The 23,152-nt window shown below is 71.8% G+C and carries 22 protein-coding genes; 11 read left to right on the top strand and 11 right to left on the bottom strand.

The window, feature by feature from the left end:
* Positions 1–102 precede the first annotated feature (102 nt).
* The 5 genes from argB (at position 103) to ACFWPQ_RS10530 (ending at position 4,307) form a co-directional block, all read left to right on the top strand.
* Positions 103–1,041 carry an acetylglutamate kinase gene (gene argB, locus ACFWPQ_RS10510; protein WP_384032000.1) on the top strand — a complete coding sequence of 313 codons (939 nt, stop codon included), beginning with the start codon at positions 103–105 and terminating at the stop codon, positions 1,039–1,041.
* Positions 1,038–2,234, top strand: coding sequence for an acetylornithine transaminase (locus ACFWPQ_RS10515; protein ID WP_384032002.1), 1,197 nt, complete (start codon positions 1,038–1,040; stop codon positions 2,232–2,234). Before argB ends, ACFWPQ_RS10515 begins: the two co-directional genes overlap by 4 nt.
* Positions 2,235–2,241: 7 nt before the next feature.
* Positions 2,242–2,787, top strand: a complete 546-nt coding sequence (locus ACFWPQ_RS10520; RefSeq protein ID WP_189264716.1) for an arginine repressor — start codon at positions 2,242–2,244, stop codon at positions 2,785–2,787.
* A 187-nt stretch (positions 2,788–2,974) separates the two neighbouring features.
* Positions 2,975–3,562 carry an RNA polymerase sigma factor gene (locus tag ACFWPQ_RS10525; RefSeq protein WP_384032004.1) on the top strand — a complete coding sequence of 196 codons (588 nt, stop codon included), beginning with the start codon at positions 2,975–2,977 and terminating at the stop codon, positions 3,560–3,562.
* Positions 3,552–4,307, top strand: a complete 756-nt coding sequence (locus tag ACFWPQ_RS10530; protein WP_384032006.1) for a zf-HC2 domain-containing protein — start codon at positions 3,552–3,554, stop codon at positions 4,305–4,307. Before ACFWPQ_RS10525 ends, ACFWPQ_RS10530 begins: the two co-directional genes overlap by 11 nt.
* A gap of 50 nt (positions 4,308–4,357) precedes the next feature.
* Here the strand turns inward: ACFWPQ_RS10530 and ACFWPQ_RS10535 are convergent, their stop codons facing one another.
* From ACFWPQ_RS10535 to ACFWPQ_RS10565, 7 genes are all read right to left on the bottom strand, one after another.
* Positions 4,358–6,136 carry an ABC transporter ATP-binding protein gene (locus ACFWPQ_RS10535; protein WP_384032009.1) on the bottom strand — a complete coding sequence of 593 codons (1,779 nt, stop codon included), beginning with the start codon at positions 6,134–6,136 and terminating at the stop codon, positions 4,358–4,360.
* A gap of 74 nt (positions 6,137–6,210) precedes the next feature.
* The gene (locus tag ACFWPQ_RS10540; protein ID WP_384032011.1) at positions 6,211–6,381 is read right to left on the bottom strand and encodes a hypothetical protein; all 171 of its coding nucleotides are present in this window, start codon (positions 6,379–6,381) and stop codon (positions 6,211–6,213) included.
* A 246-nt stretch (positions 6,382–6,627) separates the two neighbouring features.
* Positions 6,628–7,368: an FAD:protein FMN transferase gene (locus ACFWPQ_RS10545; RefSeq protein ID WP_361291303.1), complete on the bottom strand. Its 741-nt coding sequence runs from the start codon at positions 7,366–7,368 to the stop codon at positions 6,628–6,630.
* Positions 7,369–7,423: 55 nt separating this feature from the next.
* On the bottom strand, positions 7,424–8,206 hold the full coding sequence (locus ACFWPQ_RS10550; protein WP_384032012.1) for an FMN-binding protein: 783 nt from the start codon (positions 8,204–8,206) through the stop codon (positions 7,424–7,426).
* A gap of 46 nt (positions 8,207–8,252) precedes the next feature.
* Positions 8,253–9,635, bottom strand: a complete 1,383-nt coding sequence (locus tag ACFWPQ_RS10555; RefSeq protein WP_384032014.1) for a ferric reductase-like transmembrane domain-containing protein — start codon at positions 9,633–9,635, stop codon at positions 8,253–8,255.
* Positions 9,636–9,694: 59 nt separating this feature from the next.
* Positions 9,695–10,276, bottom strand: a complete 582-nt coding sequence (locus ACFWPQ_RS10560; RefSeq protein WP_384032017.1) for an FMN-binding protein — start codon at positions 10,274–10,276, stop codon at positions 9,695–9,697.
* Positions 10,277–10,286: 10 nt separating this feature from the next.
* Entirely contained in the window at positions 10,287–11,645 is a 1,359-nt protein-coding gene (locus ACFWPQ_RS10565; RefSeq protein WP_384032019.1) for a ferric reductase-like transmembrane domain-containing protein, read from the bottom strand.
* Between the two features lie 151 nt (positions 11,646–11,796).
* On the opposite strand from ACFWPQ_RS10565, the gene ACFWPQ_RS10570 reads away from it, so the two are divergent.
* Entirely contained in the window at positions 11,797–12,537 is a 741-nt protein-coding gene (locus ACFWPQ_RS10570) for a response regulator transcription factor (protein WP_384032021.1), read from the top strand.
* Between the two features lie 16 nt (positions 12,538–12,553).
* Positions 12,554–14,047 carry a sensor histidine kinase gene (locus ACFWPQ_RS10575; protein WP_384032023.1) on the top strand — a complete coding sequence of 498 codons (1,494 nt, stop codon included), beginning with the start codon at positions 12,554–12,556 and terminating at the stop codon, positions 14,045–14,047.
* Between the two features lie 105 nt (positions 14,048–14,152).
* On the opposite strand, the gene ACFWPQ_RS10580 is transcribed toward ACFWPQ_RS10575, so the two are convergent.
* The 3 genes from ACFWPQ_RS10580 to ACFWPQ_RS10590 form a co-directional block, all read right to left on the bottom strand.
* Positions 14,153–14,857 (bottom strand): L,D-transpeptidase, encoded by a 705-nt coding sequence (locus ACFWPQ_RS10580; RefSeq protein ID WP_384032025.1) that lies wholly within the window; start codon positions 14,855–14,857, stop codon positions 14,153–14,155.
* A gap of 3 nt (positions 14,858–14,860) precedes the next feature.
* Entirely contained in the window at positions 14,861–15,448 is a 588-nt protein-coding gene (locus ACFWPQ_RS10585; RefSeq protein ID WP_384032027.1) for a pyridoxamine 5'-phosphate oxidase family protein, read from the bottom strand.
* Positions 15,449–15,567: 119 nt separating this feature from the next.
* Positions 15,568–16,437 carry a hypothetical protein gene (locus ACFWPQ_RS10590; RefSeq protein WP_384032029.1) on the bottom strand — a complete coding sequence of 290 codons (870 nt, stop codon included), beginning with the start codon at positions 16,435–16,437 and terminating at the stop codon, positions 15,568–15,570.
* A gap of 189 nt (positions 16,438–16,626) precedes the next feature.
* Here ACFWPQ_RS10590 and ACFWPQ_RS10595 point away from each other — a divergent pair, with 189 nt between their 5' ends.
* The 3 genes from ACFWPQ_RS10595 (at position 16,627) to ACFWPQ_RS10605 (ending at position 21,178) form a co-directional block, all read left to right on the top strand.
* Positions 16,627–17,823, top strand: a complete 1,197-nt coding sequence (locus ACFWPQ_RS10595; protein ID WP_384032031.1) for an argininosuccinate synthase — start codon at positions 16,627–16,629, stop codon at positions 17,821–17,823.
* A gap of 98 nt (positions 17,824–17,921) precedes the next feature.
* Positions 17,922–19,352, top strand: coding sequence for an argininosuccinate lyase (gene argH, locus ACFWPQ_RS10600; RefSeq protein ID WP_384032033.1), 1,431 nt, complete (start codon positions 17,922–17,924; stop codon positions 19,350–19,352).
* A gap of 389 nt (positions 19,353–19,741) precedes the next feature.
* On the top strand, positions 19,742–21,178 hold the full coding sequence (locus ACFWPQ_RS10605) for a hypothetical protein (protein WP_384032035.1): 1,437 nt from the start codon (positions 19,742–19,744) through the stop codon (positions 21,176–21,178).
* 15 nt (positions 21,179–21,193) lie between these two features.
* Here ACFWPQ_RS10605 and ACFWPQ_RS10610 read toward each other — a convergent pair whose 3' ends face one another.
* Positions 21,194–21,949 (bottom strand): HAD family hydrolase, encoded by a 756-nt coding sequence (locus ACFWPQ_RS10610; protein ID WP_384032037.1) that lies wholly within the window; start codon positions 21,947–21,949, stop codon positions 21,194–21,196.
* A 180-nt stretch (positions 21,950–22,129) separates the two neighbouring features.
* On the opposite strand from ACFWPQ_RS10610, the gene ACFWPQ_RS10615 reads away from it, so the two are divergent.
* Positions 22,130–23,101, top strand: a complete 972-nt coding sequence (locus ACFWPQ_RS10615) for an aldo/keto reductase (RefSeq protein WP_384032039.1) — start codon at positions 22,130–22,132, stop codon at positions 23,099–23,101.
* Positions 23,102–23,152 lie beyond the last annotated feature (51 nt).

Here is a 23,152-nt window from a genome sequence, read left to right on the forward strand (position 1 = left end):
CGACCGCTTGCCCCGGACGAGTCCGGGACGAGTCTCACATCGCCTCCGCAGGCCAACACCGCCCGCCCGGCGGCTGATCCGAGATCTTTCCGAAAGTCGGCTATGACGGTCAATCACTCAGAAGAGCGAAAGTCCTCGACGCGTAAGCACACCGCGCTGCCCAAGGCGCAGATCCTCATCGAGGCCCTGCCCTGGCTGGTCCGTCACAACGGCAAAACCGTCGTGATCAAGTTCGGCGGCAACGCCATGATCGACGAGGACCTGAAGGCCGCCTTCGCCCAGGACGTCGTCTTCCTGCACCACGCCGGCCTCAAGCCGGTCGTCGTGCACGGCGGCGGCCCGCAGATCAGCGCCGCCCTCGACCGGCACGGCATCGTCAGCGAGTTCAAGGCCGGGCTCCGGGTCACCACCGAGGACGCCATGGACGTCGTACGGATGGTGCTCGCCGGGCAGGTCCAGCGCGAGCTGGTCAACCTGCTCAACCAGCACGGGCCGCTCGCCGTCGGACTGACCGGCGAGGACGCCCACACCATCACCGCGACCAAGCACCGGCCCGAGATCGACGGCGAGTTGATCGACATCGGGCGGGTCGGCGAGATCACCGCGATCGACACGGGCGCGATCGAGGCACTGCTCGCCGACGGCCGGATCCCGGTCGTCTCCTCCATCGCCCGCTCCGAGGACGACTGTGACTCAGGGCATGTCTACAACGTCAATGCTGATACGGCGGCTGCGGCACTCGCTGCTGCTCTGGGCGCCGAGACCCTCATGGTCCTCACCGACGTCGAGGGCCTCTACGAGGACTGGCCGAACTCCGACGAGGTGATCAGCCGTCTCACCGCTTCCCAACTGGAGAAGCTGCTGCCGGAGCTGAGCTCCGGCATGGTGCCGAAGATGGAGGGCTGCCTGCACGCCGTACGCAACGGCGTCACCACCGCCCGGGTCATCGACGGCCGGGTCCAGCACTCGATCCTGCTGGAGATCTTCACGGACGAAGGCATCGGCACCATGGTCGTGCCGGACGCGGAGGGGGACTCATGAGCAACCAGGAACTGACCGCGCGCTGGCAGGGCGCGCTCATGAACAACTACGGCACCCCGCGGCTGCCCCTCGTCCGCGGCGAGGGCATCAAGGTCTGGGACACCGAGGACCGCGAGTACCACGACTTCGTCGGCGGCATCGCCACCAACGCGCTCGGCCACGCCCACCCGGCGATCGTCGAGGCCGTCAGCAGGCAGATCGCGTCCCTCGGCCACATCTCCAACTTCTTCATGGCCGAACCCACCGTCGCCCTCGCCGAGCGGCTGATCCAGCTCTTCGGCCGGGACGGCAGGGTCTTCTTCTGCAACTCCGGCGCCGAGGCCAACGAGGCCGCCTTCAAGATCGGTCGGCTGACCGGGCGGACCCACATGGTCGCCACCGACGGCGGCTTCCACGGCCGGACCATGGGCGCCCTCGCGCTCACCGGACAGCCCGCCAAGCAGGACCCGTTCCGCCCGCTGCCCGCCGACGTCACCCACGTGCCCTACGGCGACGCACAGGCCCTGGCCGCCGCGGTCACCGAGGAGACCGCCCTCGTGATCATCGAGCCGGTCCAGGGCGAGAACGGCGTCGTCGTACCGCCCCCCGGCTACCTCAAGGCGGCCCGCGCGATCACCGCCGCCACCGGCGCGCTCCTCGTCCTCGACGAGGTGCAGACCGGCACCGGCCGCACCGGGACCTGGTTCGCCTACCAGGCCCACGAGGGCGTGCTGCCCGACGTCGTCACCCTCGCCAAGCAGCTCGGCGGCGGGCTGCCGCTCGGCGCGACCGTGGCCTTCGGCCGCGCCGCCGAACTGCTCCAGCCCGGCCACCACGGCACCACCTTCGGCGGCAACCCGGTGGCCTGCGCCGCCGGCCTCGCCGTCCTCGACACCATCGAGAACGAGGGGTTGCTGGAGAACGTCAAGCGGCAGAGCGAGAGGTTGCGGGACGGAATCGAGGGTCTCGGGCACGGGTTGATCGATTATGTCCGGGGCGCGGGTCTCCTCCTGGGTATCGTGCTCACCGAGCCGCTGGCAGCGCAGGTGCAGCAGGCGGCTCAGGAGGCCGGGTTCCTGGTGAACGCGCCCGCTCCCGACGTCGTACGGCTGATGCCGCCGCTGAACCTCCGCGACGCCGAGGCGGACGCGCTGCTGAGCGCCCTGCCCGGCATCCTCGACGCAGCGAGCGGGGACGGACGATCCGGAGAATGAGACGACGATGAGCCAGGCGCAGGAGTTCGACCAGTCGGGCGGGGCGGGGCCCGCGGTACCGCAGACCCGGACCGCCCGGCACCGCCGGATCGTGGACATCCTCAACCGGCAGCCGGTGCGCTCGCAGAGCCAGCTCGCGAAGCTGCTCGCCGACGACGGCCTCACGGTCACCCAGGCGACGCTCTCCCGGGACCTCGACGAGCTGAACGCGGTGAAGATCCGCAACACCGACGGCGAGCTGATCTACGCGGTACCCAGCGAGGGCGGCTTCCGCACGCCCCGCGCCCCGCTGGGGGAGTCGGCCAAGGAGGAGCGGATGCGCCGCCTCTCCCAGGAGCTCCTGATCTCGGCGGAGGCCTCGGCGAACCTGGTCGTCCTGCGCACCCCGCCCGGCGCGGCCCAGTTCCTCGCCTCCGCGATCGACCAGGCGGAACTGCACGACATCCTCGGGACCATCGCCGGGGACGACACCCTGCTGCTCATCAGCCGTGAGCCGACCGGCGGCCAGGCCCTCGCGGACCACCTGCTGCGCCTGGCCCAGAACGGCCACTGAGCGCCACTGACGGCGGCCACCGACCCACCACCGACCCACCGCCGACCGGCCGCCGACCCGCCGTCGACCGGCCGCCGACCCGCGTGCGGGGCCCGGCCGGCCGACGGACAATGGCTGTGTGATCTTCCGCGGCGAGCGGTCAGGCGGGCGGGCAATCCCCTGGCGGCCGTCGAACGTATACAGGGGTGTGTCGGGATTCCGGTTCCCCGTCGGCCGCCTCCCGGACGAGGCTCTGCTGTCCGGGCTGGCCACCGGAGACCCGGAGCTCGCCGAGCTCTTCGTACGGCGGTTCCAGCACCGGGTCTTCGGGGTCGCGATGGCCGTGACCGGGGACCAGCAGCTCGCCGAGGACGTCGCCCAGCAGACGTTCGAGCGCGCCTGGCGGCACGCCCAGATCTACGACTCGCGCCGCGGCTCGGTCACGACCTGGCTCACCACCATCGCGCACAACCTCGCGGTCGACGCCGTCCGCGCCCGGCGGACCGAACCGATGGCACCCGAGGACCTCGACCCCCTCCTCGACGCCGTCACCGAGACCCCCGAACGGTGGGCCCTGGCCGACGAGGCCTCCACCCAGCTCCGGGCCGCGCTCGCCCGGCTGCCGCGGGACCAGGCCCGGGCCCTGATGATGGCCGGCATCTACGGCATGACGGCCCAGCAGATCGCCGACGCGGAACGGATCCCGCTGGGCACCGCGAAGACGCGGATCAGAGCCGCGATGGCGAAACTCCGCACCGCGCTCGCGTCCCCGAAGGGAGGCGACCATGTCCGGTGACGCGCACTGCGAGAAGCTGCGCGAGGTCGGCGCCGAACTTGCGCTGGGCGTCCTGCCCGGCCGCGAGCGGGCCGAGGCGGTCGCCCATCTGGACGGATGCGCGGACTGCCGGGAGTACGTACGCCAACTCACCGGGATCGGCGACCGGTTGATCGGCCTGCTGCCGGAGAGCGAACCGCCGCCCGGCTTCGAGACCCGGGTGGCGCGCAGCCTGGCCGAGCAGGCCACCGGGGCGGAGGGGGCCGGGCCCACCCGCGCCGCCGCCCAGGGCCGACGCAGCCGTGTCCGGCGCCTCCGGCTGCGGCTCGCGGCCGTCGCCGCCACCGCCGCGGTCGCCGTCGGCTTCGCCGGCTGGGCGATCGGCAGCGCCGTCGAGGGGGCCGTCACCGCCTCGGCGCCCGCGGTCGAGTCCGAGCCCGTGCTGGTCGGCGACATGATCCCGGCCGGCGGCGGGGAGCCCGTCGGCGAGGTCTACGCCCACCCCGGCAGCCCCGCCTGGATCTTCGTCTCCGTCGCCCTCCCCGGCGCCCCCTACAACGGCAAGGTCAGCTGCCTCCTCGCCCGCGCCGACGGTACGACCACACGGGTCGGCGACTTCCCCCTGCGCGCCGGACGCGGCAACTGGGGCGTCGCCGTCCCCGTCGACCTCACCAGGTACTCCGCCGCCCGCCTCGACTCTCCCACCGGCACCGTCCTGGCCACCGCCCAGCTGCAGAAGGGCCAGGTGGTGACCCCGGAGACGTGACCGGGGGATCAGCACAGCGGCATCAGGAGAGCGGCATCAGGAGAGCGGCATCAGGAGAGCACCGCTCCCGCGCCGAGCCGGTGCAGCCGGGCGTACGGCCCCTCCCGCCCGAGCAGCTCCGCGGGCGCGCCGTCCTCGACGACCCGGCCGCGGTCGAGCACCACGATCCGGGTCGCGTCGCGGACGGCCGGCAGATGGTGCGAGACGACCACGGTGGTCCGCCCCGCCATGAGCCGGCGCAGCGGCTCCATGACCCGCCGGGCCGAGCGGACGTCCAGCCCGGCGGTCGGCTCGTCCAGGAGGAGCACCGGCGCGTCCCGGACCATCGCCCGGGCGATCGCCAGCCGCCGGCACTGCCCGCCGGAGAGCGTCCTGCCGCGCTGTCCGACGAGCGTGTCGTAGCCGTCCGGGAGCCGCTCGACGAACTCGTGCGCGTCCGCGGCCCGCGCCGCCGCGACGATCTCCGCGTCCGTGGCCGCCGGCCGGCCGTAGGCGATGTTCTCCCGCACGGTGCCGTGGAAGACGAGCGTCTCCTGCAGCACCACGGCGATGTTCTCCCGGACGTCGGTCAGGCTGAGGTCGCGCAGATCGATGCCGTCGAGACGGACCGCCCCCCGGTCGGGGTCGTAGAACCGCAACTGCAGCTTCGCGAGCGTGGACTTGCCCGCCCCGCTCGCCCCGACCAGCGCCAGCGTCTCCCCGGGAGCCGCCCGGAACGACACGTCCGACAGCGCCCAGGCCGCGGTACCGGGATAGCGGAACCACACCCCGTCGAACTCCACCGCACCCCGCGCCCGGCGGATCCGGCGCACCCCGGCCGCCTCGGTCACCTGGGGCCGCTCGTCGAGCAGTTCGATGATGCGTTCCGCGGCGGCGGAGGCCGTGTAGAAGGTGGTGCCGAGCCCGGACAGCCCGTGGACCGGGCTGTACAGCTTGCCGATCAGCGCGAGGAACACCAGCAGTCCGCCGGGCGTGAGCCGGCCCTGGGCCAGTTCCCAGGTGCCGAGAGCCAGCACCGCGAGGCCGCCGGCCACCTCCACGAACTCGACCGCGGGTTCGTACACGGCGTGGATCCGTGCCGAGGCCATCGCCGCCCGGAACCGCCCGGCGTTCTCCCGCTCGAACCGGCCCGCCTCCCACGCCTGCCGGTTGTACGCCTGCACGAGGACGACGTTGCCCAGGGACTCCTCGGCGATCGCGCCGAGCGCCCCGCCACGGCGCCTGCGCTCCCGGGAGGCCTCCCTGATCAGCCGCGAGAAGTGCCGGGCCGCGCCCCAGAACAGCGGTACGACGACGAGGGCGAGCAGGGTCAGGTCCCAGCGGAGGTAGAACAGCAGGCCGAGGTAGACGCCCAGGCTGATCAGGTAGTACAGGGCGTCCGCGACACCCGAGAGCAGGAACGCCTCCACCGCGTCGACGTCGCCGGTGACCCTGGACAGCACGTCCCCGAGCCGACGGCGTTCGAAGAAGCCGAGCGAGAGTCCCTGGACATGCCGGAACACCTCGGAGCGCAGCGTGAGCAGGAAGCGTTCGCCGACCCAGGTGGACGTCACGTCGTCGGCGGAGCCGAGGGCGCCGGAGCACAGGACGAGGCCGAGGTAGGCCGGTGCGATCCACAGCAGAGGTCGCAACTCCCGCGCGACGAGCACGTCGTCGACGACGAACTTGAAGAGCCACAGTTCCGCGGCGTCGACCGCGGGGGCGGTCAGACCCAGCAGGACGAGCGGCACGAGCCAGCGGCGGCCGCCTCGGGTGTACGGCCAGAACCGCCGGAAGACCTCGCGCGGGGAGACCGGGGGAGCGGCCGTGACCACGGTGTCGGGCGCCATGACAGGGTTCCTCGGAAACCGCCGGCGAGCGGACCGGCCGACCCGGCGCCGGTCCGCTCAGCCTTCAGGGGTGGTCAGTAGTGGTTGTGGCCGTGGCCGTGCCGGTCGCCGCCGTGGTCGTGCCGGTGCCCGTGACGGTCGTGGCCGTGGTTGTGGTCGTGGCCGTGACGGTCTCCGTGGCGGTCGTTGCGATCGCGGTCGCGGTCCCGATGGTTGAACGGCATGAGGTTGCTGAAGACGGCCATGGTGTTCCTCCCGAAACTTGCTTCACAGGGGGTACGGCCGAAAGGGAGGGAGAGATGGCGTTTTGCGGGACGAAATGAAAAAACTTTGCGGTCGATGTTCGGCTGCGGGCCGGTGGGGGCTTGTCGCGCAGTTCCTCCCCCAGCCTTCGGCCGGGGGTACCCCCAGCGCCCCTTACGGGGGCGCTGTAGTCGCGTCGGCTGCATAGCTGCGCCCTGCCGGCGCGGGTAAGTGTCCCCACCCCCACCTCAGCCCAGACGCGCGGCCAGGCCCCCGGTGCAGCGCACCTCGTCGCCGGCCGTGATCAACAGACCCTCCACGTCCGGCAGCGACTCCAGCCACGCCAACCCCGCCCGCGACCCCATCGCGAACGCCGCCGTGGCCCAGCAGTCCACCCACGTCAGCCGCGGCCCCACCACCGTCACCGCCACCAGGTCCGTCACCGCCGACTTGCCCGTCCGCGGATCGACGATATGGGCGCCCCGCTCCGCCGTACCGGACGTGGCGACCGCCAGTTCCGCCACCCCCGCCGCCGAGATCACCGCCGCCAGCCCGCCCGGCCGCAGCGGATCGGCGATCCCCACCCGCCACGCCCGCGTCGGCTCGGGCGCGCCGTACATCTGGACGTCACCGCCGCCGTTCACGCTCACCCCGCTGACCCCGGCCACCTGCCGGAGCAGCCGGGCCGCCCGCTCGGCGGACCAGCCCTTCACGATCCCCGTGGGGTCGAGCCGGCCCCGGTAGCGGGTGCTGAACCAGCCGTCGCTCACCCGCTCCGCCTCGGCCGCCAGCTCCAGCACCTCGGCGACCTCGGGATCGCAGTCGGCGACGCCGATCTCCTCCCGCGCCAGCCGGGAGACCTGGCTGTCCTCGCGGTAGGTGCTGAACACCTCGTCGACCCGGTGCAGCCCGGCGACGGCCTCTTCGAGGGCCGCCCGTACGGCTTCCGGATCCCCGCCGCGGACGTCGAAGGAGAAGACTGTCCCCATGACCTCCTCCGCATGACGCACCGCGGCGGGAGCTTCCGCGGACTCCGCCACGGCCTCAGCCACCAGCCTGATCCAGCGCCGACTGCAGGGACTGCTTGTAGCCGGTGCTGGTGTAGGTGGCCCCCGAGACGGAGTCGATGTTGGCGCTCTGCGCCGCCACCGCCTCCTGGTTGAGCTTCGGGACGGAGAGCGCCGTCTTCTGGTCGCTGGTGCCGCCGCTGGGCGCCTGCACGGCCTCCGCCTTGGTGATCTTCCCGCCGGAGACGGTGATCCGGACCTGGACCGGCCCGTACTGGGTCTGCGCGACCTGCCCGGTCACCGTCTTGGCCTGCGCCTGCGCGGACCCGGACGAGGAGGACGAGCCCGACGACGAGGAGGCGGCCGCCTCCTTCATCTTGTCCAGCGCCGACTGCAGCGACTGCTTGTAGCCGGTGCTCGTGTACGTCGCCCCGGAGACCGAGTCGATGTTGGCGCTCTGCGCCGCCACCGTCTCCTTGTTCAGCGTCGGTACCGACAGCGCGGTCTTCTGGTCGCTGGTGCCGCCCTTGGGCGCCTGGATCGCCTGCGCCTGGGTGATCTTGCCGTTGGCGACGGTCAGCCGGACCTGCACGACGCCGTACTGCGTCTGGGTCGCGTCTCCGTCCACGGTCGTGGCCCCGGCGGCGCCGGTGCCGCCCTGCGGCGACTCCTGGCCCGCAGCCGCGGCCGACGGGGCCGCACCCGCGGCCGACGCGGACGCTGGGTCCGACGACGGCTTCAGCGACAGCAGCAGCACGACACCGGACACGGTCGCCGCGGTGGCCAGCACCACACGCCTGATGGGGTGACTCTTCCTCATCGCTTACGAACTCCCGATTCCCTGGATTCCCGCGTGGTCCCGTCGCTCACATCTCGAACGACTCGTGATGGATGCGGCGGGCGGGAACTCCCGCGCCGCGCAGTGCTTCGTACACGCCCTGCGCGAACCCGGGCGGGCCGCACATGAAGACGTCGTGGTTGTCGATGTCCGGGATCTTCCGCTGGAGGTTCTCGGCGGAGATGTCCGGCCGCTCACCCTCCGGGCTGTTGACCGCGTACATCAGCCGGGCCCCGCGCTCGTTGGCGATCTTCGCCAGTTCGTCCCAGAGGGCCAGGTCCTGCGTGGTGTTGGCCCGGTAGAGCAGGGTCAGGTCGCCCGCGGCGCCGGGCAGCGTCTCGAACAGCGCCCGCATGGGCGTGATCCCGACGCCGCCCGCCACCAGCAGGACCTTGCCGCGGCTGCGCCGGGACGCGGTCATCGCCCCGTACGGCCCTTCGGCCCACACCTTGGTCCCGGGCCGTAGTTCGCGCAGCCGCGCGCTGTGGTCGCCGATCGCCTTGACGGTGATCCGCAACATGCCGGGGCGGGGTGCCGCCGACAGGGAGTACGGGTGCGAGCTGAACCGCATCCCGGGGGCCAGGAACCGCCAGCGGAAGAACTGGCCGGCCTCCGCGCCCATCCGGTGCAGCTTGCGCCCGCCGATCAGCACCGACACGATGCCGGGCGTCTCCTCGATGACCGCCTCGACCCGCATCCGGTGCCGCAGGTTGAGCCGGATCGGGGTGAGGATCCGGTACCAGACCACCAGCGCGGTGACCGCGCCGTACAGGCCGTACCAGAAGGTCTTGGCCATCGGCGTGAGGGCGAAGTCGTTGCCGGTGGTGATCTGGTGCCAGAAGGTCAGGAACACCGCCGCGTACGTCAGCAGGTGCACGTGGTACCAGGTGTCGTACGGGATCCGGCGCCGGACCGGGCCGATCGAGGTCAGGCCGATGACGACGAACAGGCCGGTGCCGATGGCGGCCTTGCCCATGTCGGGGAGCTGGTTCACGGAGTCGATGGTCTGCTGGACGATGTCGTTCAGCGTCTTGCCGGCCTGCAGCGCGTAGCCCCACATGATGAGGAAGACGTGCGCGAAGACCAGGCAGAGCGTGTAGCGGCCGCTCATCGCGTGCCAGCGGGCGACACGGTCGGAGCCGACCCGCCGCTCCAGCGCGGGCACCCGGGCCATCTGGAGCACCACCAGCGCCATCAGATAGCCCGCCAGCAGGCCGGTGATCCGGCCCGCGTTGAGGATCTTGCCGTTCTGGTCGGCGATGGACGGGGTGTTGTGCCACCACAGCCACAGCACGGCCGCCGCACCCGCCCATACGGCGAGCAGCAGCGGAACTGCCGGGGAGCGGCGCGGGCGGATGCGGCGCATCGTCTGTCGTCGGGCGGCACGTCCGCCTGCGAGCGTGGTGGTCACGGTTCCTCCGTAGGGAATTGACCCTTGGCCCACAGATACGTGCCGTACTGCCCGAGTGTTCAGAGACCCGCGGAGTCCAGTGCCGACTGGAGTGACTGCTGGTAACCCTGGCTGGTGTAGGTGGCCCCGGAGACCGTGTCGATGCTCGCGCTCTGCGCCGCCAGCGCCTCACTGCGCAGCTGGGGGAGGGCGTAGTCGTTGATCTGCTGGTCCCGGGGGTTGTCCGACGGGTACTGCACGGCCGTGACGTCGGTGATCTTGCCGCTCTTGATGGTCACCTTCACCTGGACGGGACCCCAGCGGGTCTGGACGGTGTCCCCGGTCACGGTCTTGGTGCCGGTGCTGCTGCTCCCGGACTTGCCGGAACTGCCGGAGCTGCCGGAGCTGGAGCCGGAGCTGCCGGAGCTGGAGCCGGAGCTGCCGGAGCTGGAGCCGGAGCTGCCGGAGCCGGAGCCGCTTGAGCCGCTGCTCGCGCCCGGTGAGGCGCTCGCGCCGGCCGACGGGGCGGCGGCCGCCGAGTCGGTGATCACGGTCGGGGCGGTGTGCGGCTTCAGCGCCAGCAGCATCACTATCCCGGAGACGGTGGCGGCACTCGCCAGCATGATGCGGCGCAGCGGCCGGTTCTTGTTCAGTGCGTGCACGACAGGGGCCTCACAGCTCGAACGACTCGTGGTGGATACGGCGGTCCGGCACTCCGGCGGCCCGCAGCGCGCCGTACAGCTCCTGGGCGAAGCCGTGCGGGCCGCAGATGTACACGTCGTGCCCGGCGAGACCGGGGACGGTCGCCCGCAGCGCGTCCGGCGTGAGGGCGGGGCGTTCGCCGTGCGGGCCGTTGAGGGCGTAGAGCACCCGGGCCCCGCGCCACCGCGCGATCGCCTCCAGCTCGCCGCCCAGCGCCAGGTCCTCGGCGGTACGCGCCCGGTAGAGCAGCGTGACCTCGCCGGGCAGCGTCTCGAAGAGCGCCCGCAGCGGGGTGACCCCGACGCCGGCCGCGATCAGCAGGGACCGGTGCCCGCTCGCCCGGTCGGCGGTGAGGGAGCCGTACGGCCCCTCCGCCCACACCCGGGTACCGGGGCGCAGCAGCGCGACGGCCGTGCTGTGGTCGCCGAGCGCCTTGACCGTGATCCGCAGCAGGTCGCCGCGCGGCGGCGCCGACAGGGAGTACGGCGTGGACGTCCAGCCCATGCCGTCGCCGCCGAAGAACCGCCAGCGGAAGAACTGCCCCGCCTGCGCGCCGAGTTCACCGATCCGCCGGCCCCGCACCACGACGGAGTACACGCCGGGCGCCTCCTGCTGCACGGACTCCACCCGCAGCCGGTGCCGGAGGTTGAGCCGCACCGGCGCCAGCACCCGGAACCACACCACCAGGGCCGCGACCCCCAGGTACAGCGCGTACCAGAAGGCGGTGGCGACCGGCTTGCCGTTGAAGTCGTTGCCCAGCGTCAGCTGGTGGAAGAAGGCGAGGAAGACGGCCGCGTAGGTGAGCAGGTGGACGTAGTACCAGAACTCGTAGCTGGTACGGCGGCGCGCCGCGCGCATCGAGGTGATGCCGACGGCGAAGAGGATCACCGTGCCGGCGGTCGCCTTCAGCATGTCGGGGTAGTCCAGGACGACGTTCAGCGTCTCGTGGACGATGGAGGCATGGTCCTGGGCCGCGTACCCGGTGAGGATCAGCACGATGTGCGCGACCAGCAGGCACACCGTGTACCGCCCGGCCATCGCATGCCACCGGGCCACCCGGTCCGAGCCGACCCGGACCTCCAGCAGCGGCACCCGGGCCATCAGGCCGACGAGCACCGCGCAGGCGTACCCGCACAGCAGCCCGGCGATCCGCCCGGCCCCGGTCAGCCAGCCCGCCGCTCCGACGACCGAGCCGGTGTCCGACCACCACAGCACGATCACGGCCGCCGCCCCGGCCCACAGCACGGCGAGCACGGCGGCGGCGGGGGAGCGGCGCGTGGCCACGGCGGGCACGGCGGGTGCCGCACGCCGATCGTCCACGGTCGTCATGAGGAGGTCCTTTCTCCGTTCGGTCCCGCCACTGTGCAGCCCGAACCTCTGAGCGACCTCTCAGTCCCCACCCCGCTCAGCGCACTCAGAGCAAACTCAGAGCACCCGGGGTCCCTCCCCGCCGCCCGCAGGGGTGATGCTGGTAGACGCGATGAACACGACCCGCTCCGGCCGCCCCGCCCTCACCCGCCCCGACGGCACGCCGCTCCGCGTCCTCGTCGTCGACGACGACCCCGACCTCGCGGAGGTCCTCACCGGCGCCCTGCGCTACGAGGGCTGGGAGGTCCGCGCGGCCGGCGACGGCGCGGCGGCGCTGACCACGGCGCGGGAGCTGCTGCCGGACGCGGTGGTCCTCGACGTGATGCTCCCGGACACGGACGGCTTCGCCGTGCTCCGCTCGCTGCACCAGGTCAAGCCGGACGTCTGTGTGCTCTTCCTCACCGCCCGGGACGCCGTCGAGGACCGCATCGCCGGCATCACCGCGGGCGGCGACGACTACGTGACCAAGCCGTTCAGCCTGGAGGAGGTGGTCGCCCGGCTGCGCGGCCTGCTGCGCCGCGCCGGCATGGCCCGCCAGCAGGAGGACGGCCCCCGGATGGTCGTCGGCGACCTGACCATGGACGAGGAGGCCCGCGAGGTGACCCGGGCAGGCGAGCTGATCGAGCTCTCCCCGACCGAGTTCGAGCTCCTCCGCTTCATGATGCGCAACCCGCGCCGCGTCCTCAGCAAGGCGCAGATCCTCGACCGCGTCTGGTCCTACGACTTCGGCGGCCGCGCCCATGTCGTGGAGCTGTACATCTCCTACCTGCGCAAGAAGGTGGACGCGGGCCGCGAGCCCATGATCCACACGGTCCGCGGCGCGGGTTACGTCCTCAAGCCGGCGACCAGGTGAGTGACCAGGTGACCAGGTGAATCTCCTACGACGGCTGCTGCGGCGCCTGCCCCGCCCCCGCATCCCCCGCACCCTCCGTGCCCGCCTCACCGCCGGCCTGGTCGTGCTGCTGGCGGTGAGCTGCGCGGCCGTCGGCGTCGCGGCGGTGGTCGAGCTGAACGGCTTCCTCACCGGGCGCCTGGACCAGCAGCTCCAGCAGACCGGCCCGAGCTTCCCGCAGTCCCTCGAACACGGGAAGTTCAAACCCAGCGACCGGGACGGCGACGAGCACGGGGACACCCGCCGCCAGGCCGCCGGCACCTTCGGCGCCCGCACGCTCAAGGGCCGGGTCACCAACGCGGCCCTGATCCCCTCCGGCGCCGACCCGGACCTGACCGTCGCCCTCACCGACCACGATCGCGCGGCCCTCGCCGCACTGCCGGTGGACGGCCGCGGCCACACGGTCCGCCTCTCCTCGATCGGCGACTACCGGCTCCTGGCCTGGACGGGCCGCGACGGCGACGTCCTGATCACCGGTCTGCCCCTGGAACCGGTACGGGCCACCGTGCACCGCCTGGAACTGGTCGCCGCCGGTGTCTTCGGCCTCGCCCTCGCCGCGGCCGGGGTGGCCGGCGCCCTCTGGGTCCGCTGGTCCCTGCGCCCGCTGAGCCGCGTCGCGGCCACCGCCACCCGGGTCAGCGAACTCTCGCTCGCCAGCGGTGAGGTGGCGCTGCCGCCCCGAGCCCCCGAATCCGACCCCCGCAGCGAGGTCGGCCGGGTGGCCGCCGCCTTCAACCGCATGCTGGGCCACGTCGAGGACGCGCTGACGAAACGCCATGCCAGCGAGGAACGCCTGCGCTCCTTCGCGGCCGACGCCAGCCACGAACTGCGCACCCCGGTCGCCTCGGTCCGCGGCCACGCGGAACTGGCACTGCTCCACCCGGGCCCGCTGCCTCCCGGGATCACCCGGGCCCTGGAACGCATCGCCGCCGAGTCCTCCCGCATGGGCGAGATGGTCGACGACCTCCTCCTGCTGGCCCGCCTGGACGCCGGCCGCCCCCTGGAGAGCCACCCGGTCGACCTCACCCACCTCGTCCTGGACGCGGTCACGGACGCCCGCGCCGCGGGCCCCGACCACCGCTGGACCCTCGACCTCCCCGAGGAACCGGTGACGGTGACCGGTGACACCCACCGCCTCCAGCAGGTACTGGCCAACCTGCTGGCCAACGCACGTCTGCACACCCCCGCCGGCACGAAGGTGACGGTGACCCTGGAGACGGACGACGGGACGGCGGTCCTCCACGTCCACGACGACGGCCCCGGCATCCCGCCGGACATCCAGCCCGGCGTCTTCGAACGCTTCACCCGAGCAGAACACCGCCGCCGCCCGGACGCCCCCGGCGGCGGAGCGGGCCTGGGCCTGTCCATCGTGGCGGCGGTGGTGGAGGCGCACGGGGGGACGGTCGCCTTGGAGAGCGTCCCAGGGTCAACAACGTTCACGGTCGAACTTGCGACCAGCGGAGATACCTAGGGGCGCGGGACTGTATCAATTTGCGGCTCCGCCGCGTGGGCGCGACCAGCCACACACAACCGGCACCCGCCGACACTCCCGCACCCCGACGGCGCAACCGCACCCTCAGTACCGGGTAAGAGCCGTATCCCCGTCCACTGTCCCGATCGCAATATGCGGCGCCTCCTTCGGATCCGCCCACTGCAGAATCCGCCGCATCGCATCCTCCGGCACCGACACGCACCCGGCCGTAGCCCCCGCCCCGTTGACATGCAGAAAGATCCCGGCCCCCCGCCCCCGCACCGGCTGCGCATAGTTGAACCCGATCACCAGCGCATACCCGTACTGCGTCGTGAACGACGACAGCTTCTCCGACTCGGCGGCCCGGCAGTCGGACGGCAGCGGCTCGACCCAACGGTTGTAGGAGGCGGAGTCGTTGTCCTGGCACCACCACGAATTCGCGGTCACCGGCCGGTACTCGACGGTGGTCCCCGTCGGCGCCGCCTGGAGACCGAACCCGAACGGGAGGTCGTACAGCCCGGTCGGTGTCGTGTTCGTGCCCTGCTGCCGCTTGGCCCCCTCGACCAGCCCCTTCGCCCCGAACCGCGCGGCGGCCGACCCCACCTGCTCCCACTGCCCGTCCCGGCGCTCCCACCAGGTCAGGGTCCCCGACGTCGAGCTCAGTGCCGACGCCTCGGCGGTGATCAGCTGGCTGCCGCCGCCCGTGTCGGCCATCCGGGCCGGCAGCGGAGAGGTGTCCCCGTCTCCCGGTGCCGCACCGAGCAGCAGCAGGGACGCGGAGACAAGGGTGACGACGAAGCCTGGGCGCATGGCTCAGACGGTAGACGGAGGCAGCGGCAACGGCAGCCCGGGTAGGCCGTCCAGGCTCACCGCGATGTGGTCCTTCTTCTCGAAGTACGCGCTCAGCGAGGCGTCGTCCTCCCGCGCGAAGCGCTTCCCGTGCAGGTCCCGGTCGGCCTCGTACGCCAGGTAGGGGACCGCGTAACCACAGCTGTCGCGAATGAGTTCGGCGTGGACGACGATGATCGCGCGCAGGCCGTGCAGGGCCGGGTCGATGTCCGGGAAACGGGTGAGGAGTTCCGCGAAGCGGGGGTCGTCGCGGAAGACCGCCTCGCCGCGGCCGTGCACCCGCACGATGTTCGGCGGGCCCTGGAACGCGCACCACATCAGGGTGATACGGCCGTTCTCCCGCAGATGGGCGATGGTCTCGGCGTTGGAGCCGGCGAAGTCCAGGTAGGCGAGGGTGAGTTCGTCGAGTACGGCGAAGGAGCCCTTGAGGCCCTTGGGGGAGAGGTTGACCGTGCCGTCGCCCGCGAGCGGGGCCGTGGCGGTGAAGAACAGGGGCTGTTCCTCGATGAACGTGCGGAGCCTGCCGTCGATGCGCTCATAGGTCTTTCCCATACCCGGAAATTATCGACGCGGTTACTTCACACGTCTAAGGAATTCCGGGATCCGGACAGGCCCCACTGCGGCCGCCCCGGCCGGCGCTGTACACGGGGCGGCCACAGCTGCCTGTCACGTCACTTGGTGAGCGTGCAGGCGGCCAGGGAGTCGAGGCCGGTCGGCTTGGTCGAGGTCCGGCCGATCGCGATGGCGATGCGGTCGATGGTCGACTTCCGCTTGTCCGCCAGCGGGCCGAGGATCGCGTTCTGCACGAAGTTCGGGCCACCCTGGCCGACCGTGTTCTGGAGCCGGGTGTTGGCCTCCTGGATCTGGGTCTGGAGCAGGGTGAGGTTGCGGGTGACCTCCGCCTGCGCGGACGCAGGGATGGCCGGCAGCTGCGAGGCGACGTCCGGGCAGGTGATCGTGCCGACGGCGCTGGTGTTCGTGTTCGTGCTGCCGGTGCTGCCCGTCGACTGCTGCTGGGTGGCGGCGGTGCTCGGCGTGGCGGAGGCGGTGCCCGTCGCCGTACCGCTGCCCGTGTTCGTGCTCGTCCCGCTCGCGTTCAGGGTGCACGGCGCCAGCGAGTCCAGGCCGGTCGGCTTGGCCGCCGTCCGGCCGATCGCGGTGGCGATCCGGTTGATGGTCGCCACCCGCTTGTCCTTGAGGGGGCCGAGGATCGCGTTGTTCACGAAGTTCGGGCCACCCTGGCCCACCGTGTCGACCAGCCGCTTGTTCGCCTCCTGGATCTGCGTCTGGAGGAGCGTGAGGTTCCGGTCCACCTCGGCCTTCGCGGAGGCCGGGATCGCGGGCAGCTGGGAGGCGACGTCCGGGCAGGTGATCGTGCCGGGCGAGGCGGCGAGGGTGCGCGCGTTGTTCGTGCCACTGCTCTTGTCGGGCGTACCGGCGAGGGCCGAACCGGCGATGACCGCACCGGAGAGCGCCACGGCGGCAGCGCCGCCGATGAGCGCGACGCGACGCTTGTTGTACTTCGGAAGAGCCCTGGACATGCGGATGCCTCACTTGGGTCAGAGGTGGGTTTACAAACGCGGCGCCGGCGTTCAGGGATGGGTACGAGAAAGCGGTTTCGTTTGTTCAAACCTTTTTCACATCTGTTCGACGAATCCCGTCGGATTGACGAATCATGCAGAGCTCTGCATACTCATGCATAGTGAGTGGATGTACGGGAGGAGGGACCCATGACCGAGCGCGTCGTACTCGCCTACTCCGGCGGGCTGGACACCTCCGTCGCCATCGGCTGGATCGCCGAGGAGACGGGCGCCGAGGTCATCGCCGTCGCGGTGGACGTCGGCCAGGGCGGCGAGGACCTGGACGTCATCCGCAAGCGCGCCCTGGCCTGCGGTGCGGTCGAGGCGGAGGTCGCCGACGCCAGGGACGAGTTCGCCGACGAGTACTGCCTCCCGGCGATCAGGGCCAACGCCCTCTACATGGACCGCTACCCGCTGGTCTCCGCCCTCTCCCGCCCGGCGATCGTCAAGCACCTGGTGGCCGCCGCCCGCAAGCACGGCGCCACGACGGTCGCCCACGGCTGCACCGGCAAGGGCAACGACCAGGTCCGCTTCGAGGCCGGCATCGTCGCCCTCGCCCCCGACCTGACCTGCATCGCACCGGTCCGCGACTACGCGATGACCCGCGACAGGGCCATCGCCTTCTGCGAGGCGAAGAAGCTCCCGATCGCGACCACCAAGAAGTCCCCGTACTCCATCGACCAGAACGTCTTCGGCCGCGCCGTCGAGACCGGCTTCCTGGAAGACATCTGGAACGGCCCGATCGAGGACATCTACGAGTACACGCAGAACCCGGCCACCCCGCGCGAGGCCGACGAGGTGGTCGTCACCTTCGAGGCGGGCGCCCCGGTCGCGATCGACGGCAGGCCCGTCTCCGTCCTCCAGGCCATCCAGGAGCTCAACGAGCGCGCGGGCGCCCAGGGCGTCGGCCGCATCGACATGGTCGAGGACCGCCTCGTCGGCATCAAGTCCCGCGAGGTGTACGAGGCCCCGGGCGCGATCGCGCTCATCACGGCCCACCAGGAGCTGGAGAACGTCACCGTCGAACGCGAACTCGCCCGCTACAAGCGGCAGGTGGAGCAGCGCTGGGGCGAACTCGTCTACGACGGCCAGTGGTTCTCCCCGCTCAAGCGCGCCCTGGACGGCTTCGTCGACGAGGCCAACCGGCACGTCACCGGAGACATCCGCATGACGCTCCACGGCGGCCGGGCGGTCGTCACCGGCCGCCGCTCAGACTCCTCCCTCTACGACTTCAACCTCGCCACCTACGACACCGGCGACTCGTTCGACCAGGCCGCGGCCAAGGGCTTCATCGACATCTACAGCCTGTCGTCGAAGATCGCGGCGCAGCGTCAACTGCGGGCGTAGCCCGACGGGACCTGGCTTGGCGAGTAGCGTGACAACCGCCTCCCCGTTCATGGCCGGGGAGGCGGCGCCACATCCGTATCTCTCTAGGAGCAACGCAAGTGAGCAGCAACAGCGGTGACGTCCGGCTCTGGGGCGGCCGTTTCGCCGACGGTCCCGCCGAGGCCCTGGCGAAGCTGTCCGCGTCCGTCCACTTCGACTGGCGGCTCGCGCCCTACGACATCGCCGGTTCGCGTGCCCACGCGCGCGTGCTGCACAAGGCGGGCCTGCTCACCGAGGACGAACTGACCCGCATGATCGAGGGCCTCGACCAGCTCGAAGCCGACGTCGCCGCGGGCACCTTCGTCGGCACGATCGCCGACGAGGACGTCCACACCGCCCTGGAGCGCGGCCTCCTCGAACGCCTCGGCCCCGACCTCGGCGGCAAGCTCCGCGCCGGCCGCTCCCGCAACGACCAGGTGGCGACTCTCTTCCGGATGTACCTCCGGGACCACGCCCGCACCATCGGCGGCCTGATCGCCGACCTCCAGGACGCCCTCATCGGCCTCGCGGAGGCCCACCCGGACGTGGCGATGCCCGGCCGCACCCACCTCCAGCACGCCCAGCCGGTCCTCTTCGCCCACCACGTGCTGGCCCACGTCCAGTCCCTGTCCCGGGACGCCGAGCGGCTGCGCCAGTGGGACGACCGCACGGCCGTCTCCCCGTACGGCTCCGGCGCCCTCGCCGGCTCCTCCCTCGGCCTGGACCCGGAGGCGGTCGCCGCCGACCTCGGCTTCGAGCACGGCAGCGTCGCCAACTCCATCGACGGCACGGCCTCCCGCGACTTCGTGGCGGAGTTCGCCTTCATCACCGCGATGATCGGCGTCAACCTCTCCCGGATCGCGGAGGAGGTCATCATCTGGAACACGAAGGAGTTCTCCTTCGTGACCCTGCACGACGCGTTCTCCACGGGCTCGTCGATCATGCCCCAGAAGAAGAACCCCGACATCGCGGAGCTGGCCCGCGGCAAGTCCGGCCGGCTGATCGGCAACCTGACGGGCCTGATGGCCACCCTCAAGGCCCTCCCGCTCGCCTACAACCGCGACCTCCAGGAGGACAAGGAGCCGGTCTTCGACTCCTGCGACCAGCTGGAGGTCCTGCTCCCCGCCTTCACCGGCATGATGGCCACCCTCACCGTCAACCGCGAGCGCATGGAGGAACTGGCCCCGGCCGGCTTCTCCCTCGCCACCGACATCGCCGAGTGGCTGGTCAAGCAGGGCGTACCGTTCCGCGTCGCCCACGAGGTGGCCGGCGAGTGCGTGAAGGCGGCGGAGGCCGAGGGCAAGGAGCTGGACGAACTGACCGACGACCAGTTCGCGAAGATCAGCGCCCACCTGACGCCGGAGGTCCGCTCGGTCCTCAACGTCCCCGGCGCCCTCGCCTCCCGCAACGGCCGTGGCGGTACGGCACCGAGCGCGGTGGCGGTCCAGCTGGCGGAGGTCAAGGCGGACGTGGCGGCACAGCACGCCTGGGCGGTGGCCAGGACGGCGTAGCCCAGCGCATCCTGAAGGGCCCGGACAGGTCGTCTGTCCGGGCCCTTCACGCTGTCCGGTGACAGAAGTCTCCGCTCCGCCCGGTGAACCCGGAGGAGGGACCCGGAGAATCCGGTGGGACCCGGATGCCGGGCCCCCGTCCCCCGACTGGCCCCCGTCCCCCGACTGGCCGCCGGCCTCGCCGGGATCGGCGGCCCGTGCGCACCGGGCGCGGGCCAGGAGGGACGGCCGGCGCAGCCGCTGCCCCTCGGAGGCGCGTCCGCCTGCTCCTGTTCGAATTGACACCGGGCTACCGGGGCCTCGTACTGAGGCAGGAGACATTTCTGGGCAAAAGTTCCCATTTGGTGTCCTCTGGTACCCCCCAATCCCACCCCTCACATGGAGCCGCCATGACGGTGCAGCCACAGCAAGCGACCATGCCGATGGTCTTGGTGTTCGAGGACGACCCCGGTGGAGATCCTCTGCACATCAACATGCCCGTACCGCATCCCGTCCCGCATCTGGACGCGCAGCCCTTCCCGATGGCCATCGCGGAGACCGCGCCGCAGCCGGACAGCGCGGGGCCCGGCACCGAGGCGTTTCGCTACTGGGTGGCGGCCGACTCGCTCAGCCGGGCCAGCCAGACCTGGGGTCCGCTGGTGCCGACCGGAACGAAGTGGCATCCGCAGGTCGGGCGCGCTCTCACGGCCCACCTCAACGCAGGGGACGACCTGAACGCCTTCTACGACCGTAAAGGCCTGTGGTTCTTCCGCCGCACCGTGGCAGGCGTCAGTGTCGCCGCGTGCGAGAGCAACGAGGTCGTCCAGCACGAGGCGGGGCACGCGGTCCTCGACGCCCTGCGCCCCCAGTTGTTCAACATGGCGAGCGCGGAGACGGCCGCCCTCCACGAAGCGTTCGGTGACATCAGCGCCCTGCTGGGCTCGCTCCAGCTGGAATCGCTGCGGATCGCGGTACTGGCCGAGACGCAGAGCGACCTCGAACTGTCCTCCCGGGTGTCCAGGACGGCCGAGCAGTTGGGCTGGGCGATCCGCCAGGGCCACCCGAACGCCGTGGACCCGGACTGCCTGCGCAACATGGCGAACAGCTTCTTCTACCGCGACCCGGTGCTGCTGTCGCCGAACGAGCCCGCCAGCAGGCTCTCCAGCGAGCCGCACTCGTTCTCCCGGGTGTTCAGCGGCGCGTTCCTGAAGATCGTTGCGGGAATCTTCCGGCAGCAGGACCTGCAGGACCAGGCCGGTCTGGGCAGGGCGGCCGAGATCGCGGGACAGCTGCTGGTGGACGCGGTCGTCGCCGCACCCGTGGTGTCCGCCTACTACGCGCAGGTCGCGGCTCACATGATCGCCGCGGACCATCGCCGCAACGGCGGCCTGTACGGCCAGTCCCTGCGCTCGGCGTTCATCCGGCACGGCATCCTCTCCCTGGAGGCCGCCGCATCCGTCACCGAGCCGGAGGTGGCACGCCGAGGCCCCGGAATCGCCGAGTCGATGCCGGGCGGTGGAGACGACGAGGGACTGACGCCCGTCACGGTCCAGGGGACGACGTACGGCGTCACCCAGCCGCTCACCCTCGCCGCCCCGGCGCAGGAGCGACGCTTCGGCGTCGCGGGCTCCGACCCCGCCGGCGGCTCGGTGCGGCCCTCCGACCCCGAGCGCGTCGCGACGTCGTACCTCGAGGACCTCTTCCGTCGCGGTCGGGTCCAGGTGCCCGCAGAGCACCGTTCCGCCACGTCGTTCGCCGACGACAGCCCCTCCCGGCTCAAGACGCACGAGATCACGCGGAGCACGACCGGCGAGGGCCTGACCCTGGTCCGGCGGTGCTTCGACTGAGTCCTCGGACCGCGTTCACCGGACAAAACGCAGGCGACGGACGGTGAGCCGTCCGTCGTCCTCGCGTGTGACCACGTGCGTCGTCCCGGGTGTCGGCTCCTCGCCCTCGAAGACCGCCTCGCCGCGGGCCAGCAGGTCGCTGACGAACTTCTCGGTCTCCGCCAGCTCCTCCACCCCTCCCTGCACGTCCACCGTGAAACCGGCGCGCTCGAGCGCTTCGGTGCCCCGCGTGGTCGCCGTGGCCACCACGAGCCGCTGCGAGACGACCCGCACGGGAACGGCCTCGGCGCTGCTCATGGCCGCGGTCAGCGCCGACTGGTCCGTGCCGTCCGGCAACTCGATCCGCACCCGGAACACCGGGCGGTTCTCCATCGCGGCCACGGCGAACACCGGGTGCGTCGCGGTACGCATCCCCGCCTCCCGGGCGAACGCGCGCTCCCGGGCGTTCTCGCCCACGAAGACACAGTCGTCGGCTGTCGCACCCCCCGTGCTCGCGACCGCCCGGTCGAAGATCTCCCGGCTGTCCTTGACGCCCCAGTGCACCAGGGCCTCGTCCGTGAAACGGCCGGGGAACGCCTGCGCCAACGCGTCCGCTGCCCGCGCCACGGCACCGTCGCCCGAACCGGGGTTGGAGATGATGCCCTTGCGTACCTCGCCGAGGGCGTCGAGCACGGCGATGACACGGGGCAGGGGTTGCAGTCTCAGCGAGCCGTCGGGGTCCACATGGGGATCCGCAAGGGTCTCTCCGATGTCGAAGAAGATCACAGACATGGTGAGTGCCTCCCCATGGTGAACGCTTTCGAGTCGGGACCGCCGGAGTGAAAACGGTGCGGGCGTGACGTGCGACGGCGGCTCCCGGCGCGGGGCCGAACCCCGCGGGGCTGGGTAGATTGGTGCGAGATCCCTCTCCTGGGGTGGGATCCCCTTCGCCGACCCGTGCCGGGAGCCCCCATGCCGTTCAGTCGCCTGGCCACCGTGACCACGCCCACCGCGCACATCGGTCTCGGCCTCGCCGCGGTCGGCCGCCCCGGCTACATCAACCTCGGCCGCGAGGCCGACCTCGGCGAGGGCCGCAGCGTCGACGCCCTCCGCACCCGCACGCACGAACTCCTCGACGCCGCCTACGCCCAGGGCGTCCGCTACTTCGACGTGGCCCGCTCCTACGGCCGTTCCGAGGAGTTCCTCGCCGACTGGCTGACCGCCCGCCCCGACGTCACCGACGTCGTCGTCGGCAGCAAGTGGGGCTACACGTACACGGCCGGCTGGTCGGCGGACGCCGAGACGCACGAGGTCAAGGACCACAGCGTGCAGACCTACGACCGTCAGCGCGCCGAGACCGCCGAACTCCTCGGCGACCGCCTCGACCTCTACCAGATCCACTCGGTGACCCCGGACAGCCCCGCCCTCACCGACAAGGAACTCCACGCCCGCCTCGCCGAGGCCGCGGCCACCGGCCTCACCATCGGCTTCTCCACCAGCGGCCCCGCCCAGGCCGACGCCGTCCGCGCCGCCCTCGCCGTCACGGTCGACGGTGAGCCCCTCTTCCGTACCGTCCAGTCGACGTACAACGTTCTGGAGACCTCGGCGGGACCGGCTCTCGCCGAGGCCCACGACGCCGGGCTGACGGTGATCGTGAAGGAGGGCATGGCCAACGGCCGCCTGGCCGCCCCGCACGCGCCCGACGCCGTGCGGGCCGTGGCCGAGGAGACCGGCATGGGCTGCGACGCCGTCGCCCTCGCGGTCGTACTCCGGCAGCCCTGGGCCGGCGTCGTCCTCTCCGGGGCGGCGACGCTCGCCCAGCTCGCCTCCAACCTCCACGCGGCCGTGGTCGACCTCGACGCGGACCAGCTGACCCGGCTCGCCGCCGTGACCGAGGACCCGCGCACCTACTGGGAGCGGCGCGGCAGCCTGCCCTGGCACTGACACGGCCCCTGAGTCGCCCCACTGCGATACACGCATGCCAATAATGAGACA

Origin of the sequence: Streptomyces sp. NPDC058464 (genome assembly GCF_042721035.1) — a bacterium.
GTDB lineage: Bacteria > Actinomycetota > Actinomycetes > Streptomycetales > Streptomycetaceae > Streptomyces.

Bases quoted from the DNA above. Each gene is read 5' to 3' on its own strand.
- argB (WP_384032000.1), top strand. From the start codon at position 103: ATGACGGTCAATCACTCAGAAGAGCGAAAGTCCTCGACGCGTAAGCAC.
- ACFWPQ_RS10515 (WP_384032002.1), top strand. From the start codon at position 1,038: ATGAGCAACCAGGAACTGACCGCGCGCTGGCAGGGCGCGCTCATGAAC.
- ACFWPQ_RS10520 (WP_189264716.1), top strand. From the start codon at position 2,242: ATGAGCCAGGCGCAGGAGTTCGACCAGTCGGGCGGGGCGGGGCCCGCG.
- ACFWPQ_RS10530 (WP_384032006.1), top strand. From the start codon at position 3,552: ATGTCCGGTGACGCGCACTGCGAGAAGCTGCGCGAGGTCGGCGCCGAA.
- ACFWPQ_RS10535 (WP_384032009.1), bottom strand. From the start codon at position 6,136: ATGGCGCCCGACACCGTGGTCACGGCCGCTCCCCCGGTCTCCCCGCGC.
- ACFWPQ_RS10540 (WP_384032011.1), bottom strand. From the start codon at position 6,381: ATGGCCGTCTTCAGCAACCTCATGCCGTTCAACCATCGGGACCGCGAC.
- ACFWPQ_RS10545 (WP_361291303.1), bottom strand. From the start codon at position 7,368: ATGGGGACAGTCTTCTCCTTCGACGTCCGCGGCGGGGATCCGGAAGCC.
- ACFWPQ_RS10550 (WP_384032012.1), bottom strand. From the start codon at position 8,206: ATGAGGAAGAGTCACCCCATCAGGCGTGTGGTGCTGGCCACCGCGGCG.
- ACFWPQ_RS10565 (WP_384032019.1), bottom strand. From the start codon at position 11,645: ATGACGACCGTGGACGATCGGCGTGCGGCACCCGCCGTGCCCGCCGTG.
- ACFWPQ_RS10570 (WP_384032021.1), top strand. From the start codon at position 11,797: ATGAACACGACCCGCTCCGGCCGCCCCGCCCTCACCCGCCCCGACGGC.
- ACFWPQ_RS10580 (WP_384032025.1), bottom strand. From the start codon at position 14,857: ATGCGCCCAGGCTTCGTCGTCACCCTTGTCTCCGCGTCCCTGCTGCTG.
- ACFWPQ_RS10585 (WP_384032027.1), bottom strand. From the start codon at position 15,448: ATGGGAAAGACCTATGAGCGCATCGACGGCAGGCTCCGCACGTTCATC.
- ACFWPQ_RS10590 (WP_384032029.1), bottom strand. From the start codon at position 16,437: ATGTCCAGGGCTCTTCCGAAGTACAACAAGCGTCGCGTCGCGCTCATC.
- ACFWPQ_RS10595 (WP_384032031.1), top strand. From the start codon at position 16,627: ATGACCGAGCGCGTCGTACTCGCCTACTCCGGCGGGCTGGACACCTCC.
- ACFWPQ_RS10605 (WP_384032035.1), top strand. From the start codon at position 19,742: ATGACGGTGCAGCCACAGCAAGCGACCATGCCGATGGTCTTGGTGTTC.
- ACFWPQ_RS10610 (WP_384032037.1), bottom strand. From the start codon at position 21,949: ATGTCTGTGATCTTCTTCGACATCGGAGAGACCCTTGCGGATCCCCAT.
- ACFWPQ_RS10615 (WP_384032039.1), top strand. From the start codon at position 22,130: ATGCCGTTCAGTCGCCTGGCCACCGTGACCACGCCCACCGCGCACATC.